Source organism: Opitutia bacterium ISCC 52 (assembly GCA_014529675.2).
Classification (GTDB): domain Bacteria; phylum Verrucomicrobiota; class Verrucomicrobiia; order Opitutales; family UBA2995; genus UBA2995.
On the sequence record CP076040.1, the window covers coordinates 2,811,831 to 2,829,832 of the forward strand.

Sequence of the window (18,002 nt, forward strand, 5' to 3'; positions counted from 1 at the left end):
TAAAAATCTTACAGTCCCCACGGTTTTGGCGTAATATCGTCTACGAAGATTTCAGAATTACCCCCCATGCCTATATCCATTTTTGATCTGCAAATCACTGATCCCCACCACCATCTATGGGATTTGTCAGCTCAATACTACCCCTGGCTGACCGATTCTTTCAAACCACGCGTTTGCGGGGACTACACAGCCATTCGCAAGGATTACCTATTGGAGGCTCTATCGCGACATCGGGGAACTTAATATCACACATAACGTTCACATCGAAGCAGTCATTGATCCCCCACAAGCCGTGGAAGAAACCGCTTGGGTTCAGGCGATTGCCGATTCGAAAGAAAGCCATGGAAAACCCCATGGAATAGTAGCGCAGGCAGATTTTTCAGCTGATGATATCGAGTCCCTTCTAAATGAGCATAGTCAGTATGCTAATATCCGGGGCATTCGGGATGTGGTCCATGAAGGTTGGATTGACCCCGACCATTCAAAGCCATCATTAGAAACTAGCCTGAAAAAGAATACTCATTTACTCAATTACTAATTCAGTTGGAAATGCAGCAACTCGTTTTCGGAAAAACCAGGGTAAACTGTTAGATATGCCAAAGCAGCTTTTCCCGTTGCCCGATAAATGACGCTGAGGTTGAGTTCGATCTATGAGTATTTGGGATACCCTCAAAGATCTGTTTCTACGAAACGATCCTATCGAAGTCGTATTCAAGGATGAGTGGATCTCCTTTCTTGAACACAACTTGCCCTTGTACGCCAAGCTACCTCCCGCTTTGCAACTCAGGCTTCATGAAAAAATCGGACAATTTGTGGCCACTACTTATTTTGAAGGTTGTGGGGAATTAGAGCTGACCGATGAGATGATCATTTCTGTCGCTGGCCAAGCTTGCATACTCATTCTCAATCATGATGGACCGCCCTACCCTAATCTGAAAACCGTCCTACTCTACCCGAGTACCTTTCAATCCGTAGTCCGAGAAAGAGATCCTTTGGGCGTCGTCACAGAACGACAAGTGAGACGTCTTGGAGAATCCTGGAGCAACGGCACTGTCATTCTGGCTTGGGATTCCGTGCAACACGGAGCCCGTAATATTCAAGACGGACATAACGTGACTATGCACGAATTTGCACACCAGTTAGATCAGGAAAACGGAAATACTGACGGTGTTCCTTTCTTGGAATCCCACGAAGCCTACCGTACCTGGGGTTCCGTTTTAGGCGATGGGTATTCAAAATTAGTCGACCGAACCGAGCGTCGAGAAAAGACAGTTCTTGATAAGTATGGGGCCACGAATTTGGCAGAGTATTTTGCGGTCGCGACAGAAGCATTCTTTGAAAAGCCCAGGCAGATGCAGCGAAAACGAGTCGACCTGTACGAGGAGTTAAAAGAGTATTACCAACTGGATCCTGCAGAATGGTTTAGCAAAGGTTAATCGACCCCGCTCAACATGGACAAAGAAACCATTGAACTGGTAATGGAAGCCCTACCCAAGGGACGAACGGTTTACTACCACTTTCCAGACCGATACGCACTTTTACTCCTCGAACAATTTGTAGGCGAATCCGGGAAACCCATCAGCGAAGTTAAAAGCTCCCCCTTCGCTTCATTGCTCAACAAGCCATGTGTAAAAGAAGTCCTTGCAGACTTAGGAGGAAAACACCTGAAGGCGTGGGACCTAATGAAGGCCTGGCCACAGATTCAGGATGGTTATCGATTAACCTTGGGAACCTGGCCTGCGCTCGACGAAAAGCCGCAGCTAAATTGGCATCAGATAACCCGAAGCGGATGGAACCTCGTTCTCCAATTAAACTTTTCGTTTTCACATAACCGGGAACTACAAAAAACCGTGGGGAATTGGCAACGGCCGTTGGAATGGTCACCCCACCCCATAAACAAAGAAAGTGAAATTACGCTGGCTTGGGCACGCACCGATTTGGATCTAGAAACCGGTGAAGCGTTGATCGAGGAGATCCAATCCGATTGGGTACGGGATGTAAAAGACTATGCCGAAAAGCGATGGTATGATAACCACAACGACTGGAAGCGTTACTACGAAGAGGTCATGCACCCCAAAACGAGGCGTTGGCCGGAAACGATGCTCACCGCTAAACTGTGGTTCCTGTTAAACGAGCTTGGTATAAGGCAAATCTTCTACCACACCGCAGACACCGGCGTGAAAATGAAGCATATAGAATGGACTCCTCCTCCAAGATCACTCTACACGGCTTTGCCGAAGAAGTTCTGCTTTCAAAAAACCCATAAGGGGCCCAATTCATCCGCGATTGGAAAAACCGACAGCTTCGCAAACAATTCACAGATCCAGATACGACATGGTTCAACCTGGAATTCTATTGAATTAATCTCGACGGCAGCGATTTGCCTCCTTCTCCTAAAGCTAACTTGGACAACACAGATACAGCTCCCAAATACTTGAAAGGCGACGGTGTAGAAATCGGTGCCTACATCCGGCCCATTCCATGTATCAAACCCATCTACGTGGATCGCTATTCACACTATGCAGGCGAATATACGGGCGCGGAATATTTTGGAGACGCGTGTGATTTACCCTTTCACGATTCATCACTGGATTACGTAGCTTCCTCGCACCTTTTGGAACACTCAGCAAATCCGCTTCAAGCGCTGGCAGAATGGTTTCGTGTACTCAAACATGGAGGCATCATCTATGCAGTAATTCCCGATCGCAATTGCACCTTCGATCGACCCAGACCACTGACCGAAGTGGCGCATATGGTTGAAGACTTTCGCAACGGCACCACCATGGCTGATCCCACCCACATTGAGGACTTTGCCATGGGCGTGGATTGGAAAGAGTTTTCACCCGACTCTGATCCTGAGAATTACCAAAAGGAACGCGAAGCTTACGCCGCCATGTGCCACAAAAAGATAGAGACCCAGGGCGAAATCAACATTCATTTTCACACCTACGAAAGTCATACTGCAGTTGAGCTGATCAATGCCGGCAACCAAGAGCCCGCCTGGCAGGGTCGAATTGAAGCATTGGAGATCCAGGAAAAATTCCCCTTCCCCGATCACATGGGATTTCTCATCGTGGCTAAAGTGTATAAGCATTTGGGTACACGCCTAAAATCCATATTCGGCCCGAAAGGGCTTAGAGACGATGCAAAGAAATTTGAGAAGTCTTAATGGACTGAAACTGTAAGCCCAATACACGGTTTCAGAGGGCACTAAGTCACCTCTCAACGATAGTAGCGGAAATGCCCACCGCGAATGCGCTCCCAGACCTGATCACAGGCTTTGAGAACTTCCGCATCTAAACCACCCTCGAGCGACTTGAGGTTTTGTTCCATTTGCTCGCCGCGACTTGCTCCCAGGAGAATCGAATCTACTAAGGGTTGTGCAGCGAGCCACCGAAGCGCCAGCTCGGCAAGGCTGATGCCTGCATGGTCTGCCACTTGGGACAAGGCCGCAATTGCCTGAAAGTTAGTATCGTTGAAATAACGATCGAAATACATTTGCGAGTAATCGAAGCGCGATCCCTCGACTGGCTTTTCCGCCTGATGTTTGCCTGTCAAAAGTCCCGCAGCCAACGCGTTGTATACAATAAGCCCAACCTTGTGAGTGTCACAATACTCAAGACACTCATCCTCTATACCACGTGTAATCAAGTTATAAGGTAATTGAGTGATACACGGTCTGGAATAGCCGTGCTGGCCGCTCTTCAAATCTAGTTCCATCATCTTCCAAGAGGAATGATTAGAAGTGGCCATATAATGAACCTTACCTTGTTGCACCAACAAGTCGCAGGCTTCGAGTGCTTCTTCAACGGGTGTGCTTCGATCGGGACGATGCAGATATAGGATATCCAAACAGTCGGTCTTCAATCGTTTCAACGACTCCTCCACCCCTTTTAAAATATGCCACTTGTTCAAACCGCTGGTTCGGGGATTTTCATCTTCACTGGGAGAGCCAACCTTGCTCGCCAAAACAACCTGGTCTCGTTTTCCCTGCAAGATATTGCCAGTGATTGTTTCGGACTCGCCGTTTACATAAACATCAGCCGTATCGACAAAGTTAACACCGCCATCCATGGCAATTCCCAAAATGCGATCAGCCTCTTTCTCGTCCACTTGCTGACCAAAGGTCATCGTTCCCAAACAAACCTGAGATACCGTGGCACCCGTTCCTCGTAAAATTCTTTGTTTCATAATTTAGAAGGAGTTAACCACGAATGGACACTACCGAGCAATTCAATTGCGACCTGACCTCTAGAGCCCAATGGACACGAATATTTTTTGTGTTCTGGGTGCGTTCTGTTAGGACCTCTCATGATATTACCATCCTAGGAGCCAATTTCGCCTGCGACTGATCCGGTGCTTTCATGGAGTCGAGGTGTCGTGCTTGACGAGTGATAGACGAGGAAGCGCACATAGGTGCGTGACTGAAGAATGAAAGAGGAACACACGGCAGATCGGACCAAAGATGATTGCAATTCAATTACCAATAATAGCCCTCCTATTCCAAGACACCAGATCACTTAAGAAAACCAACACTTATTCCACTCATCTGTTGAAAGTTCGGATCAAAGGCGGGGTCTCGGCGGTTTGATAGGATCCAGAAACGGCAAAAAACCACTCGTGGATGTCTTTCTACGATACACTTTATCCGTGATGGTGATGTAGATGTAATTCATCTCCGGTCCGCCGAATACCGCATTGGACAACCAGCCAGATTGTGGCTTCTCCCAGATTTGATGAACACGCCCCGGTTGATCGCTAACCTGGAGCCCCGCATGGGTGGTAAAATATACGCGTCCTTCAACATCGACGGTTAGACCATCCCCACCACTCTTAGTCTGATTGTCATCCCGGTGGAGGTGATAGTATTTCTGTTTATAGGCCAACGACCCATCCGGCTGAATTTGATAGGAATATCCGTACCGATCGGAAGTATCCAAAATGATCAGCAAGGTTTGGTCAGGGGATACCATCACTCCATTCGGCTGCTCCAGACCTTCATCTACAACCTTCACTTTACCATCGAACGTGAAGTAATAGACCTTTCCTTCTCCTGGGGATGTAAAATATCCCCCCGTAGGAAGTATGACTAAATCATTACTCGGATGTCCGTTAACAATCGTTGTTTTTGTGCCGTCCATTTCATAGGCGACAATCTCTTTATCCCCGTTGGCACAGGCATACAGTCTTCCATCTGCGCCAAACATCAACCCATTGGCTTTTGCTGTGTCCTTCGCAAAAAGACTCACCTTGCCATTTAGATCGACTTTGAAGATTTCGCTAGTCCGAAGATCCGTAAAGAACAGTTCACCCTTCGTATTCACTGCCGGACCTTCGGTAAACTTATGCCCTTCGCTGACCAACTCCCAGTCTTCACCTTCGATTAGAATTTGAGTGCGCCGATTGTCCATGGATCCAACCTTGATCGTCTTCGGTTTCCACAACCAGCGGAGCGCATCCGGAAGAATGGATCCGCCATGTTTAGAGTTATGACCTCCATCTCCCCAGGCATTCTTCACTTCGTAGTTGGAGAATTTGAGTGAAGCGAACATATCCAAGTTCGCTTCCCACCAACCCCCGCCATAGAGATTCAAGTCATTGGATCCATCTTGAAGAAACACACGCAAGGGCTTGGGTTCCGTTTTGCGAATTAAGGTCGGATAACCGTCTCCGCCTCGTAATCCGACATAGGTGCCAATCGTGCTAAAAACGCGACGAAAAGCATCCGGTCTATTCCAGGCTACTCCGAATGCAGCAATGGCTCCTGAACTCGCTCCCGCAATCGCACGATCGTTAGGATCATCACTGATATTATACTTGGCCTCGACCTGAGGAATCATCTCTTCAATGAGAAAGCGAGCATAGCGATCCCCCATGCTGTCGTATTCAAAACTTCGATTGTAGCGGGCAGTTGCATTCTCATGGGGAGCCGGAACCACACCCGGGTTAATAAACACACCCATCGTCACCGGCATCTCCCCTTTATGAATCAAATTATCAAAGACAACGGGCACACGCCACTGCCCATTCCGAGTCACTCGACTACCCCCATCCTGCCAGACCATCAAACAAGCAGGCTTCGAAGGATCATACTGGGCTGGCACGTAGATCCACCAATCTCGTTCAGTTCCAGGGTAGATCTTGCTGTCATTAAAAAACAGTTTTTCAACCGAACCTTCTGGTACGCCAGCTTGCGGCATCGAGTCCGGCCCAAGAACGTAATCATCCGCTGCGGACACATAAACCAGCGAAAGAACAAGGAGAATTAACAATCGTAAGCACAGGGGTAAGATTTGCATGACTAGCTTTGTGAAAGCTCCAATCGGCAAAGTCAAAAAGGGAATCCCAACAAATCAAACGGAGAGACTCAAAAATACGAATACCCGTGAACCATTAAAAGCCTTGAAGGAATTCAATCGTTCAAAGAGCCTTGGGTTTTCACCCTCTTTGATGCAGAAAAAAAACACCCTTTTATTCGCCTCATTAGTTTGTTTGGCATACTCTCTTGTCTGGTCAGCAAATGATATTGAAAACTTTTCTGACTCGACCCAACACGTTGTGGGAGGAGTCGATGCCGCAATCGAGGAATACCCCTGGATGGCTGCCCTCGTTTCGACAAGTATTGAAGGAAACACGCGACAATTTTGCGGCGCGACTGCTATCGCCCCTTATTGGGTTTTAACGGCAGGACATTGTGTGGATAAAGCCGCATCGCCGGAGAGCTTCAAAATAGTATTTGGAACAGCCGACCTCGAAAACGAGGAGACGGCCCAGGTATTTTACCCCAAATCCATTCTCATTCACTCCGACTACATCAATAGCTACACGAAGGATAATGATATTGCTCTGATCCAACTGAGAGAACCTCTACCCGAATCGATTCCCAAAGTACCACTTTCCTCCGATCTATCTTTAGAAATGCCAGGAGTCACAGCCCGGCTGGTAGGCTGGGGAATTACAAATTCCGATTTCCGAGACCGTCAGGACACCTTGATTCTACAGCAAGTAGATATGACAATCGTTAGCCAGGAGTTTGCAAACCTCCCTGAGTACTACGACGGACGAGTACGTGAAAACGTGATACCCGCGGGGGATATCGAACCTTATCATTCGAGCGGCTCTGGTGACAGTGGTGGACCATTACTCTCCTTCAATGATACATTGGATCGATGGGAACAAATAGGTATTTCCAACTACGGTGCCGGATGTGCCAAACCTGAAAATCCAATTTCAGCCTATGCTAGAATCTCTACCCACATGGAATGGATAAACAATATCCTGAATAATGATTTCCTGAGCTGGACGAACCGATTTGAGCTGACTGAACTCGGCTACAATGAGGGTGATGATAATAGCCCGCTCCTGGAATATATTTTTGATCTCGATCCAACGGTGATTGATCAACCCAAGACTGAATTGGCTATTACAAGATCCCATGGAGAGAGTTTGGCAGCAGGCACTCTCCGTCTCCGGAACACGGTTCCTCTCATTAACGTAAACCGGGAATGGTCGAGCGACTTACAGAACTGGGAAACGCTACAGCATGACCATGACGAAATCTCCAAAGAACCCGTTCAGGGCTCAAATTTAAGCCGATACAAGATCCCCATTATCATAAGCAATTCCGACCCCGGTTTCTACAGAATTTCTCACGAAGACAATGGCGGCATTATACACGGTCCCCATACCATACGAGTGGGCTCTTCTCTGAAAGGGCTTTTCAACCGAGGAATCGATGCTGCCGGACCGACCCATTTCGATTACTTAATCGATACCATGGGCTCACTTAGATCCATTCGAGTAGCAGCAGAGTCGGATATTGATCAACCGATCTCAATCAAAGTGGTGGAAATTGAAACTGGTAGGCTCATGATCGATTGGTCGGGGGCCAGTAACCCTGATAGCTCGCCATACCCCTTCGGCGAAGGTTTCTGGCCAGAGGAAGGAAACCAATACCTGCTTAGGGTTTCATCCATCGACTACACCCTGCCTCAAAGCTTTGTAATCCATCTGGATCATGTTGAGGGCCTCATCAATTCTAGTTCATTTGAAATCTGCATGGGCGAACTCACAGCTGATGACTTCAGTTTCAAGCGCTTGAATCATTATGGAGATACATTCATATCTGATTTTGCTGCAAATTCTATTTTCAAAATCGAAGTAAGAACGGATGATCTAGATCAGCTCATCTTTTTGCAAGACGCGGCTACTGGGGAGCTAATTGAAGAAATAGATCAAAAGCCTTCAGGCGAGACTGAGTCCGTGCTAGTGCGTTTTGACAAAAACCGAAAACTCTTTGTCACCATCGCCTCTTTCGAAAGTAATGATACTGGCGCTTATGAGTATCAATTGAGTCACTTTACAGAAAAAAAGTTTATTCAAGCAGACGAAAAAACCATTGGGCTCATTCACAGTGCCGATAAAACAACAGAACTCGGCGGCATTGAGTATTACTTAGAGGAAATTGACCTACTTAACGTCCATAACCCGGCGGGAATCACAGTGAAGATCACGGGATATGGCAGTTATTATCCTTCTTACTTGATATACAACCTGACAACTGGTGAAACCATCCACAGTGCGGTAGCTCGTTGTGACGATCGATCCTACTACTTCAATCCAGTTACATCGAACAACTACCGAGTTGTCATACTCGCTTCCAAAAGCAGACTTGGAGATAATTACGAACTGGAAATAGTCAAAGGAGATATTCAGAACGAAGTTGATACAGAAGCAGCTATTTTAAGTTCAAAACAGGAACAAGATCTTCCAACTGAAGGTGATTTAGAATGGCATGTGATTCACCAAGTCTACCAGACCCCCTAAGTCCCGCAGTATGAATACCTGACCAACGACTACTCTTTCACGTGACGTGTCCGTACCGTGAATACACTGTCGCCACTCAATATCGATCCACGACCAAAAAGGCGCCCGCTCTCCCAACTTGAAAGACCAAGCTCAGGCTTCTTAAGCGCATACTGTCCATCTACCCACCGGGTGAAATCATTTCCGATAAAGGGCGCGTTCAGGGTTGAATAAAATCTCTCCTGCTCCGAGGCATCGCCACTGATCAACGACCCAACAAAATGTGGGCTGTATTCATTGAACAACGACACTGCTTCGTCTATTGAACCAACGAGCACCAGAGTCACTTCGGGCGAATCTTCCCACTCCCATTCATGACCGAGTTGATCACGAGCAATAGACTGAGCTTGCTTTTCTTCAACCAGGCCTTCGGCACGACCGATGGAAACCGTCTCATCGAAGAGTTCAGCAGGCAAGTGCGACTCGTCGCCCTCAACGACATGGAGCTTAAAATGGTGGCCGCGTTGCTGGCCCGCTTTTTCTAAACTCTCCAGAAAGACTGGCACTAACTCCTCCGCCTGGCTCCGTTCGATACAACAAGTGTTCAAGGTATTGCAGACTTTCCGATCCAGAGACTTAAAGATAGCTTCGGCAAATTGCTCCTTATCTGCATGCTTCGATGCCATAATCCAAGCCCCACCTGTTCCATGCAAACTTGTGGAAACGCCAGCGCGACGCGCCAGGCTTCCAAGCGTGTCAACCGCCTGTCCTGATCCGCGCGCAACCGCTAACGATAATCGATCGTCGGAGAACATCGCCCATCCAGCTGCATGAGCGGCACTTTCGACCAAACTGGCTGCGCCCACCGGTAATCCGGATTTTTCCAGAGCGGGGTTCAGCGCCAAATCCATAATGGCTTTAGCCGTCTTAAGCGCGTCGCTGCCGATTCGAAATACAACGGTGTTTCCTCCGCGTAGCACACCGCATGCATCCGCTAAGACATTGGGCCGACCTTCAAAAACGAAAGCGACAACTCCCAGGGCGGCGCCCACTAATTCCACGCGGAATCCTTCGTGCTGCACTGTCTCGATGATTTGCCCTCTTCGCGATGGTGCTAGGATCCAAACCCGGAGCCCATCAATCATACCACGACGTAGCTTTTCCGTAGCTTCTAACCGAGTCGTTGATCGACCACGAGCCTTGGCAGCTGCAACATCGTCTTCATTGATCTTCTGAATTTTCGCCCAGGTATCATCATCATCCAAGGCATCGGCAAAAGAGGCAAAAAACTGACTAATCTGTTGGTCCGTCACAGAACCCATTTTGCCAAACGCATCCAAAGCTAGAGAAACGGCATGGGTGGCAATGTTCTGTTCGTTGGCTGGAATATGCAAAAGCTGTCCTGTCTTGGGAGCCACAGCAAGTGAATCGCCCGGTTGAAATGCTTCAGCCAAGGACTGATCCACCCGGACCCATTTGTCACCACCCAGAAAGACCGGCATTCCGGCCTCCAGTTTACTAAATTGCTCAATTGCGCTCATAAATCGAACCCACAAGGTTTAAGGGCATCTCCAAAAAGGCAAGTCAGCTTCTAAGTTAGTCGAGGAACGAATTACGAGTTATTGGGCTGCAGTCGAATGGCCACCAGACACACGTCATCATCCAGGTGATCGCTCTCACAAGCAGAATGCAGCGCTTCGGTGACCAGCTTGAGCTGGTCCGAGAGAGGCTCGTCCTTCACGCGCTCCACCGTTTTCACCAAATTGTCTACTCCCCACTCCTGGCCATCACACTGCTTTTGTTCAATCAGACCGTCTGTAAAAAACAGCAACTCCGTCATTTGGTCCAACTTAAGCCGAGTCGCCTTGAACTTCTCATCAGGAAACATTCCCAAAGCCGGCCCCATTTCACGAACCGGGCACCCTTCAAAATGATTTCCATGTTCATCACGAACATACCAAAGAGGTTCAGGATGCCCCGCATTTGCAATCAAGATCTCTCCCTTGGACAGATTGAAAACCGTATAAACGGCGGTTACGAATCTGGGGAAGTTGGCATCGTCGGCCAGAGGAATGATCTTATCATTCAAATGCTTTAATACCCGTGCCGGACTGGAAAGCGCAGTTGGAATCTCGAGTAACAACCCTCGAATTAACATCGTAACTAGAGAAGCCTTAACGCCGTGCCCCATGACATCGCACACGAGGATGCCCACTTTGTCTTTGGTGATCGGAATAATGTAAAAGAAATCACCAGCTAGGTGGTGGCTGGGCGAATACAGATAGCTCGCCTCAAAAGACCATTCGTCACAACTGACTGAATACTTGGGTTCGCCATCGAAGCCACTCGCCATGAGGGTCTCTTGCAACTGCCTGGCTACCTGCAACTCCGTTTCCAATTGCTGGTTCTGCTTTTGCAACTGGGCATTCGCCCGACGCGCTTCTTCTTCCGCTTCTTTTTGCTCGGTAATATCCAGCGTCATTCCAACAACACCCTCTACTTTCCCTTCCGCGTCATGAAGAGGAACCTTGGAAGTCAGCACCCATCGTTTGTCCCCCATCAGACTTTTATTGAAATCCATCTGATTATTGATCGCCTGGTCCTTTTGAATGATTTCTATATCGCGCGCTTCCAGTAACTCAGCACGCTCACCCGGCTTGATTTCAGAGATTCTCTTCCCAATCAACGCTTGATCCGACTCGACCCCAATTCCTTTTCGGTATTCTTCATTGACCAAAAGGAAGCGTTGCTCGGTATCGCGAACAAACACCCGACAAGGAAGGATTCGTACAATCGTCTGAAGCAGATGACGTTGATGCTCCAGCTCGATCTCCACTTTCTTACTTTCCGTGATATCGCGCGACAGGCCAAAGGTGCCTACAATTTTTCCCGACGCATCTTTCAGGGGGAGCTTGGTGGACAAAACCCATTTTTCACTCCCGTCGCTTTGTCGATCTCGCTCCTCTCGAAAGCTCCATCCTTCACCCGAACGAATAATCTCCTTTTCCGACTCAAATTTCACTTGGGCAAAACGTTCCTGAAAAATGTCAAAGTCAGATTTCCCAATGACCTCTTCAGCATTTGCAAAGCCATTAAAAAGGGCATGCGCACGGTTCACACAAATAAATTTGCTATCCAGATCCTTGAAATACACATGGTCGGGCAAGGACTCCATCAAGCGCCAAAACAAATGGGAGGAATGATATCCCGGTTCAAGTGGAGAGTGCGTATCACTCGCTTTGCCAGCAGCATAGGCCGCGGAAAGAGCGGCCTTCAACTGACTTGGATCAGAGTTATCGCTTCGTCTTCGGAGTGCTGGAGATCCACATTCAGCGTCTCCAAGCAAATGGACCTGATATCTTCAGGTAGCGGTTCAGGCGTTGTCATAGCGGAATGCCGCGAGCACAAGAGGGATTGCGCTAGCAGATGCGACCATATTCAGGATTTTTTGGGCAAGGAATTGGTAAGGTAAATATCGAGAGAATCGTTCACAAAAGACCCTTTTTCTTCAAGCCTAATACCCATTCAGACGTCATTTTCTAACTCGTGTTGGAAATAAGTTTTACTTTTGCCTATTCCTAAGCAGACTTCTAGCTTGTAAAAGTCACCCAAGTTTCATTGACCGAATCATATACTAGGTCTAAGAGATCCATTATATCTTCGAAATACCCATTGATCAGAATTTAGTTTAACCCAAAAAGCTTACCCAAATGAAAAGAAGAACCTTCATTAAAACCTCAGCCCTCGCGGCCAGTGCCTTTTATATTGGCTCGTCCAGAGCTTATGCCGCCAGCGATGAACTCCGAATTGCCGTAATCGGACTAAACGGAAAAGGAAAGTCCGCCATCAAGGATGTGTTCCGCACAGACGGCGCAAGCCTCGTAACCATTTGTGACGCAGATACCGATGTGATGGCTAAACGTGCTGCCGAAATCGAAAAGGACCATGGAGTCAAGGTTCAGCAAGTGCAGGACTACCGCCGCGTGCTGGATGATCCAAACATCGACGCTATCACCATCACCACCCCGAATCACTGGCACGCCCTTATGGCTATCCAGGGATGTCAGGCTGGTAAGGACATTTATTGCGAAAAACCTGTTTGCCACAACATCTGGGAAGGTCGCCGCATCATTGAAGCGCAAAAGAAATACGGCCGCATCGTACAGAGTGGTCTTCAGAATCGCTCCGACGATGGGCTTCTAGAAGCATTTCCTGCCATTATGAGTGGCGAGTTTGGTAAGATCCAAATGGCTCGCGGCCTCTGCTATAAAAACAGAAAAGGCATTGGCAAACGCTCAACCCCACTCATCCCAGGTAAAAACGTGGATTACGATTTGTGGCTTGGACCTGCTAAGGATGAACCCATTTATCGTGATAAACTTCACTATGACTGGCACTGGAGCTGGAACACCGGTAACGGTGATATCGGTAACCAAGGGCCTCATGAGTTTGACCTGATCCGTTGGGTACTCGGAGATCCAGGACACCCAAGTGAAGTGGTCAGTTTTGGCGGACGCTTTGGTTGGAAAGACGCAGGCGTAACCCCCAATATGCACATCGCTTCTTTGAAGTTCGGTGACATCCCGGTGCTCTTCGAAGTGCGCGATCTTTACATCAATCCAGACACTCCTGCGGCCTCGAATTACAAAGGTCACCGCATCGGTGTAGTCATCACTTGTGAAGGAGGCGAATTCCGCGGTGGCCGCGGTGGCGGTTCTATTTACGACGAAAACAACAAGAAGGTTAAGACCTGGAAAGGTGATGCTGGATTTGACCACTATCCGAACTTTGTGCGTGCTGTGAAATCCAGAAAACAGGATTCACTCCGTTGCCCAATCGAAACCGGATACATGTCCAGTGTGCTTCCACACATGTGTAACATTTCCTACCGCGCCGGTCAGGAAGTAGCTCCAAAGCGGGTTGAAAACTTCGTATCCAAAGACGACACATTGCAGGAAACTTACGAGCGCTTTAACAAGCACCTCGGTGACTGGAACGTCGATTTCAAATCAGAGAAATGGAACATGGGCAAGAAGCTCCGCTTCGATGCCAATAAAGAACAATTCAAAGGCAATAACGAGTTGGCCAAATCCGCCAACTCTATGATTAAAGACAACTACCGGAGCAAATTTTCTGTTCCTACAGCGGTCTAGATCAATATTTTCATTCAACCAAAAAAGCCTCCCGATTCAGGGAGGCTTTTTTGATAAAGTTTGTTTACTTTAAATCGCAGTAATAGAAGACCAATGATTGTATCTTTTATCCTTTGCCACGACCTTTACCAACGAATTCCGATTCAGCAGCATTGAAAATCATGGCTACCTCGTTTTTGGTCATAATACCCGCACGGACGAAAGCGGCTAGATGCTTGGAAAGAACTTTTAGGGATTTGGTAGCCTGCTTGGTCAATGAATTAACCTGGCCTTTATTGAGAACACCATCCTCAAGGAATACTTGCAATATTTCCTCCAAGCTCAGCACTTCTTCTGGATTTTGAAACTCACACTCCTCAAGTATTTCCTTGATCGTAGGATTCCAAAAATTGTCAACGATCTCAATAGTCCCCAAAACATTACCCGATTCCAGCAAAGTAGGCTATCGCAAAAGAAACAAGAAAGAATCTTACTCTTCGAACGCCAAGTCAGTATCAGCCAATTCTTCGAGCACTTTGGCAATAATGGTCGTATCCATGCTTTCCCAACCTTTATCGAGTGCAAGTTGACGTAGCTCCTGGACCCGTGGCGCAAGCGATTGCGGCACGCCTAACCGTTCAGCCAGATCCAAGGCCAGCCCCGCGTCTTTAATCATCAGAGTCATACCAAATCCATCGTCGAAATCTCGTTTGATTATACGTCCAGGGACACTCCGATGCAGGTGGGCGTTATCGGCAGCCGTCCCGGAAAGCACTTCTCGCATGTCTTTAAATCTTAGCCCTGCTTTTCTACCCATCAGCAAGGCTTCAATCGCAGCCACTAAATTCACACCTGCCAGTTGATTATTAATCAACTTCATGGTTACCCCCGCACCCACCGGACCACAATGAACACATCGGCCTAGGTGACTTAGGAAATCTTTAGCGGCTTCATAAACGGCATCCGACGCCCCAACCATAAACAGAAGCTTTCCTGCGACTGCGTCCACGGTAAGTCCACCAATCGCAGTATCAATCATTTGGATACCTACGCCCTCACATTGAGCAGACATCTTTTTAGTCACTTCGGGATTGATTGTACTCATCTCGAGCCACATCAGATTCCTACTTCCCGAAGCGAGAATCCCCTGCTCACCCTCAGCTACAGATTCTACATGAGGACCATTAGGTAGAATAGTCAGAAGAACATCGCATTGCTTCGCCACCTCAGCAGGAGAATCAGCCGCAACGGCTCCCCGTTCTACAAATTTATTTAACGCCGCTGGATCAATATCATAGGCAATAAGAGAAACGCCCTGCTCCAATAATCTCTCTGCTATAGGGCTTCCCATTTGCCCCAAGCCAATGATGCCTGCTCGTAGTTCCTGTGCCATAGTATTGATAAAGAATGTGGACTAAGCTTAAGGTGGTAAAAAGTTCAGAACCCCACTCCAGTAACTGAGGTCTGGATGCGGCAGAGATACATGTCGCTTGTCAGGTAGAGCACACTTCCGTCATCCCCAAAGGCGCAATTGGCAATTCGCTCACCCGTCTCAATTTTTCCAAGCACATCCCCTTCCGGCGAAAATACATAGACGCCACCTGGACCTGTAGCCCACAAGTTGCCGTCCGTATCGCAACGAATGCCATCAGGCCCTCCGGGTTGTTTCTTGCTGTCCGCTGTCGCGTCGTAGAAACGTTTTCCCGTTCCAAGCAATCCGTCTTCCTTCACCGGGTAAGACATGTACCCAACCCAGTTATGATCCGCAACTGCTACATAAAGGGTTTTCTCATCAGGCGACAGACAGATACCATTAGGAGCCCGCAAGTTATCTAGAAGGAGGACCAGCTCCCCAGATTTGCGTAGCAGGAAAACACCGCAGTAATCCATATCTCGATTCGGATCGTCAAAACCTTGCGGCATGCCATAGGCCGGATCGGTGAAATATATATCTCCGTTGCTCGCTACGCAGAGATCATTGGGGCTGTTGAAGCGCTTTCCCTTGTACTCATCGACCACCGTCTTTTTTCCTCCGACTTCCGTGAGCCTGGAAATGCGTCGATCTCCGTGCTCACACAGCAGCAATTGGCCATCGTTGTCAAAAGTAAGACCATTACTCCCCATCCCTCGGGGATGATGAGCCACGCCAGTGTAGCCAGACGGTTCCATCCATACGCTCTTACCCACTCCCTCTTCCCATTTATAAATCCGATTGGCATGCACGTCCGAGAATAAAAGGCAGTGATTCTCCTTGTCCCAGGTGGGTCCCTCCGACCAAAGGAAGCCCGCCGTAAGCACTTCAATTTCCGCATTTGGTGAAATTAAACCATCCAGCCGCGAATCCAAACGCTTCACCTCACCGATCGTGGCAAAGTTCAACGAATCCTGAGCAGAAAGCATACTGATTGAGTATAGTGCAATAAGCAGGGGTAACAATTTCTTCATATCCAAATCATTGAGCGAAGATTCCTTCTGCCACAAATTAAAAAATACACCCACGAGTAACGAACCACTATTTTATCCCCATCCGATTAGCCACGTGAATTAAAACTTCACAAAGCGACCTTCTACCTACAACTTCATCTTATGCCTCTTGGAGTTAAAATATTCTGTGCCTTAATGGCGATCGGTTCGCTAATTTGGCTTCGTTATGCCTGGTCAGGATTCGGTGGAAACGTCGAAGATCTGGAAGCCCACCGAAAGTCCGGTCTCATGCGTGTCCATTTCCTTTTTATCGGCCTTGTGGTCATCGTATGCACCCTGATGGCACTCTTTGCCTAACCAATACCCTATGAATCTTAAATCCCCTATTACCCTACTCATTAGTTTGATTGCCGTTGGCGGACTGAATGCTCTAGAGGAGCCGTCCTGGCTCAAAAGCATGGAGAGTTTCCAATGGATCAATGAAGCTCCAGAACAAATGCATCCGTCCGTGATTCATATGACCTTCTACTCGAAGGCAAATAAAACGGACATTGGTTTCTACATGCGCCTGCCTCGTGGCTACGATGCCACCGAAAACCGCGGAAAACGCTACCCTGTCATTTACTATCTTCACGGAGGACGTCCCGGCAGTGAGGTCAAATCAAGGAACGGGTTCAAAAACATGCTGCCCATGCTGAAATCCGAGGATTATCCGGCGGCCTTCATGATCGGCATCAATGGCGGAAAACTTAGCCATTATCAATACAAGGGATACCAAGGTATCTCTGCATTTCTCGAGCTGATTGAACATATAGACAACACTTACCCCACCATCGCGGATCGCTCAGGCCGCGCCATCATTGGAAGCTCCCAGGGCGGACGAGGCACCAGCCGTTATATTTTTAGCCATCCAGAACTGTTCCAAACAGCTGTGGCACTCGCATCAGGTCATCAGCATGAAAAACGGATCCACGAGAATGACGGTTACGAGAGCGATTACCTCACCATTCCCGATGCCGGCAACAATGCCTTTAATAACTCGAGTTTATACGCTGCTCGAAAAAATGCCCCACCGATCAACCTTATGGCAGTCATTGGCACCAAAGACGACAACTACGTCGGCAACCTGCAATGGTCGATTCACCTACAGGAGCTCGGCATCAAGCACGAACTCGTAGTAGTCCCAGGCACAGGCCACGGAATCGATTGGAGTATCGAAAACACCGATACGCGCATCTTTAATTTTTTAAAATCAGGATTAACCACAAAATAAATAAACTCACCATGGCTACCACAGATACTTGCTGCACTATCGTCCCCTACTTCAAACCACACGAAGGAAAATATGAAGAATTTAAGGCCATGTGCCCCAGTTCGTTGCCCTCACCCAAAACAAAGAGAAGGCAATCTTCTATGGATTCTCCTTCACCGACGATCTGATTCACTGCCGTGAAGGCTATGCCGACGCGGAAGGTGCGCTGGCTCACCTAGAAAACGTAGGCGAACTTCTAGGTAAGGCCTTGGAAATCGTTGATCTCGTTCGTTTGGAAGTTCACGGCCCAGCAGAAGAGCTGGCCAAACTGAAGGAGCCAATGAAAGATCTTCCCGTTTAGTATTATACCCTCGAATACGGCTTCCGAC

The 18,002-nt window shown here is 48.0% G+C and carries 16 protein-coding genes and 1 pseudogene; 10 read left to right on the top strand and 7 right to left on the bottom strand.

Annotation, left to right across the window (positions count from 1 at the left end):
• The first annotated feature begins 66 nt into the window (after positions 1-66).
• From GA003_11970 to GA003_11990, 5 genes are all read left to right on the top strand, one after another.
• A complete protein-coding gene (locus GA003_11970; protein QXD26753.1) occupies positions 67-243 on the top strand; it encodes a hypothetical protein in 177 nt (58 codons plus the stop codon).
• A gap of 49 nt (positions 244-292) precedes the next feature.
• Positions 293-538, top strand: a complete 246-nt coding sequence (locus tag GA003_11975; GenBank protein QXD26754.1) for a hypothetical protein — start codon at positions 293-295, stop codon at positions 536-538.
• Between the two features lie 112 nt (positions 539-650).
• Positions 651-1,436 carry a zinc-dependent peptidase gene (locus tag GA003_11980; protein QXD26755.1) on the top strand — a complete coding sequence of 262 codons (786 nt, stop codon included), beginning with the start codon at positions 651-653 and terminating at the stop codon, positions 1,434-1,436.
• 15 nt (positions 1,437-1,451) lie between these two features.
• Positions 1,452-2,438, top strand: a complete 987-nt coding sequence (locus GA003_11985; GenBank protein QXD26756.1) for a hypothetical protein — start codon at positions 1,452-1,454, stop codon at positions 2,436-2,438.
• Entirely contained in the window at positions 2,405-3,169 is a 765-nt protein-coding gene (locus GA003_11990) for a class I SAM-dependent methyltransferase (protein QXD26757.1), read from the top strand. Before GA003_11985 ends, GA003_11990 begins: the two co-directional genes overlap by 34 nt.
• 53 nt (positions 3,170-3,222) lie before the next feature.
• Here GA003_11990 and GA003_11995 read toward each other — a convergent pair whose 3' ends face one another.
• Together GA003_11995 and GA003_12000 are read right to left on the bottom strand one after the other, a co-directional pair.
• Positions 3,223-4,191, bottom strand: coding sequence for an aldo/keto reductase (locus GA003_11995; GenBank protein QXD26758.1), 969 nt, complete (start codon positions 4,189-4,191; stop codon positions 3,223-3,225).
• 374 nt (positions 4,192-4,565) lie between these two features.
• On the bottom strand, positions 4,566-6,299 hold the full coding sequence (locus GA003_12000; GenBank protein QXD26759.1) for an SMP-30/gluconolactonase/LRE family protein: 1,734 nt from the start codon (positions 6,297-6,299) through the stop codon (positions 4,566-4,568).
• 193 nt (positions 6,300-6,492) lie between these two features.
• Here GA003_12000 and GA003_12005 point away from each other — a divergent pair, with 193 nt between their 5' ends.
• Positions 6,493-8,826: a serine protease gene (locus GA003_12005; GenBank protein ID QXD26760.1), complete on the top strand. Its 2,334-nt coding sequence runs from the start codon at positions 6,493-6,495 to the stop codon at positions 8,824-8,826.
• A 29-nt stretch (positions 8,827-8,855) separates the two neighbouring features.
• Here the strand turns inward: GA003_12005 and GA003_12010 are convergent, their stop codons facing one another.
• Entirely contained in the window at positions 8,856-10,346 is a 1,491-nt protein-coding gene (locus GA003_12010; GenBank protein QXD26761.1) for an aldehyde dehydrogenase family protein, read from the bottom strand.
• 71 nt (positions 10,347-10,417) lie between these two features.
• The gene (locus GA003_12015; protein ID QXD26762.1) at positions 10,418-12,151 is read right to left on the bottom strand and encodes a SpoIIE family protein phosphatase; all 1,734 of its coding nucleotides are present in this window, start codon (positions 12,149-12,151) and stop codon (positions 10,418-10,420) included.
• A 364-nt stretch (positions 12,152-12,515) separates the two neighbouring features.
• On the opposite strand from GA003_12015, the gene GA003_12020 reads away from it, so the two are divergent.
• The gene (locus GA003_12020; protein QXD26763.1) at positions 12,516-13,958 is read left to right on the top strand and encodes a Gfo/Idh/MocA family oxidoreductase; all 1,443 of its coding nucleotides are present in this window, start codon (positions 12,516-12,518) and stop codon (positions 13,956-13,958) included.
• Between the two features lie 106 nt (positions 13,959-14,064).
• On the opposite strand, the gene GA003_12025 is transcribed toward GA003_12020, so the two are convergent.
• The 3 genes from GA003_12025 to GA003_12035 are packed head-to-tail and all read right to left on the bottom strand — an operon-like array spanning position 14,065 to position 16,382.
• Positions 14,065-14,373, bottom strand: a complete 309-nt coding sequence (locus GA003_12025; protein QXD26764.1) for a hypothetical protein — start codon at positions 14,371-14,373, stop codon at positions 14,065-14,067.
• A gap of 54 nt (positions 14,374-14,427) precedes the next feature.
• A complete protein-coding gene (locus GA003_12030; GenBank protein QXD26765.1) occupies positions 14,428-15,330 on the bottom strand; it encodes an NAD(P)-dependent oxidoreductase in 903 nt (300 codons plus the stop codon).
• A 44-nt stretch (positions 15,331-15,374) separates the two neighbouring features.
• Entirely contained in the window at positions 15,375-16,382 is a 1,008-nt protein-coding gene (locus GA003_12035) for an SMP-30/gluconolactonase/LRE family protein (GenBank protein ID QXD26766.1), read from the bottom strand.
• 174 nt (positions 16,383-16,556) lie between these two features.
• On the opposite strand from GA003_12035, the gene GA003_12040 reads away from it, so the two are divergent.
• The 3 genes and pseudogenes from GA003_12040 (at position 16,557) to GA003_12050 (ending at position 17,974) form a co-directional block, all read left to right on the top strand.
• Positions 16,557-16,718, top strand: coding sequence for a hypothetical protein (locus GA003_12040; protein ID QXD26767.1), 162 nt, complete (start codon positions 16,557-16,559; stop codon positions 16,716-16,718).
• A 10-nt stretch (positions 16,719-16,728) separates the two neighbouring features.
• On the top strand, positions 16,729-17,634 hold the full coding sequence (locus GA003_12045) for a prolyl oligopeptidase family serine peptidase (GenBank protein ID QXD26768.1): 906 nt from the start codon (positions 16,729-16,731) through the stop codon (positions 17,632-17,634).
• Between the two features lie 11 nt (positions 17,635-17,645).
• Positions 17,646-17,974: pseudogene (locus tag GA003_12050) on the top strand (hypothetical protein).
• Positions 17,975-18,002: the final 28 nt, after the last annotated feature.

Excerpts from the sequence above, each read along its gene's own strand:
- GA003_12045 (QXD26768.1), top strand. The coding sequence starts at position 16,729 with ATGAATCTTAAATCCCCTATTACCCTACTCATTAGTTTGATTGCCGTT.
- GA003_11995 (QXD26758.1), bottom strand. The coding sequence starts at position 4,191 with ATGAAACAAAGAATTTTACGAGGAACGGGTGCCACGGTATCTCAGGTT.
- GA003_12035 (QXD26766.1), bottom strand. The coding sequence starts at position 16,382 with ATGAAGAAATTGTTACCCCTGCTTATTGCACTATACTCAATCAGTATG.
- GA003_11980 (QXD26755.1), top strand. The coding sequence starts at position 651 with ATGAGTATTTGGGATACCCTCAAAGATCTGTTTCTACGAAACGATCCT.
- GA003_12030 (QXD26765.1), bottom strand. The coding sequence starts at position 15,330 with ATGGCACAGGAACTACGAGCAGGCATCATTGGCTTGGGGCAAATGGGA.
- GA003_12020 (QXD26763.1), top strand. The coding sequence starts at position 12,516 with ATGAAAAGAAGAACCTTCATTAAAACCTCAGCCCTCGCGGCCAGTGCC.
- GA003_12000 (QXD26759.1), bottom strand. The coding sequence starts at position 6,299 with ATGCAAATCTTACCCCTGTGCTTACGATTGTTAATTCTCCTTGTTCTT.
- GA003_11970 (QXD26753.1), top strand. The coding sequence starts at position 67 with ATGCCTATATCCATTTTTGATCTGCAAATCACTGATCCCCACCACCAT.
- GA003_11985 (QXD26756.1), top strand. The coding sequence starts at position 1,452 with ATGGACAAAGAAACCATTGAACTGGTAATGGAAGCCCTACCCAAGGGA.
- GA003_12010 (QXD26761.1), bottom strand. The coding sequence starts at position 10,346 with ATGAGCGCAATTGAGCAATTTAGTAAACTGGAGGCCGGAATGCCGGTC.
- GA003_12040 (QXD26767.1), top strand. The coding sequence starts at position 16,557 with ATGGCGATCGGTTCGCTAATTTGGCTTCGTTATGCCTGGTCAGGATTC.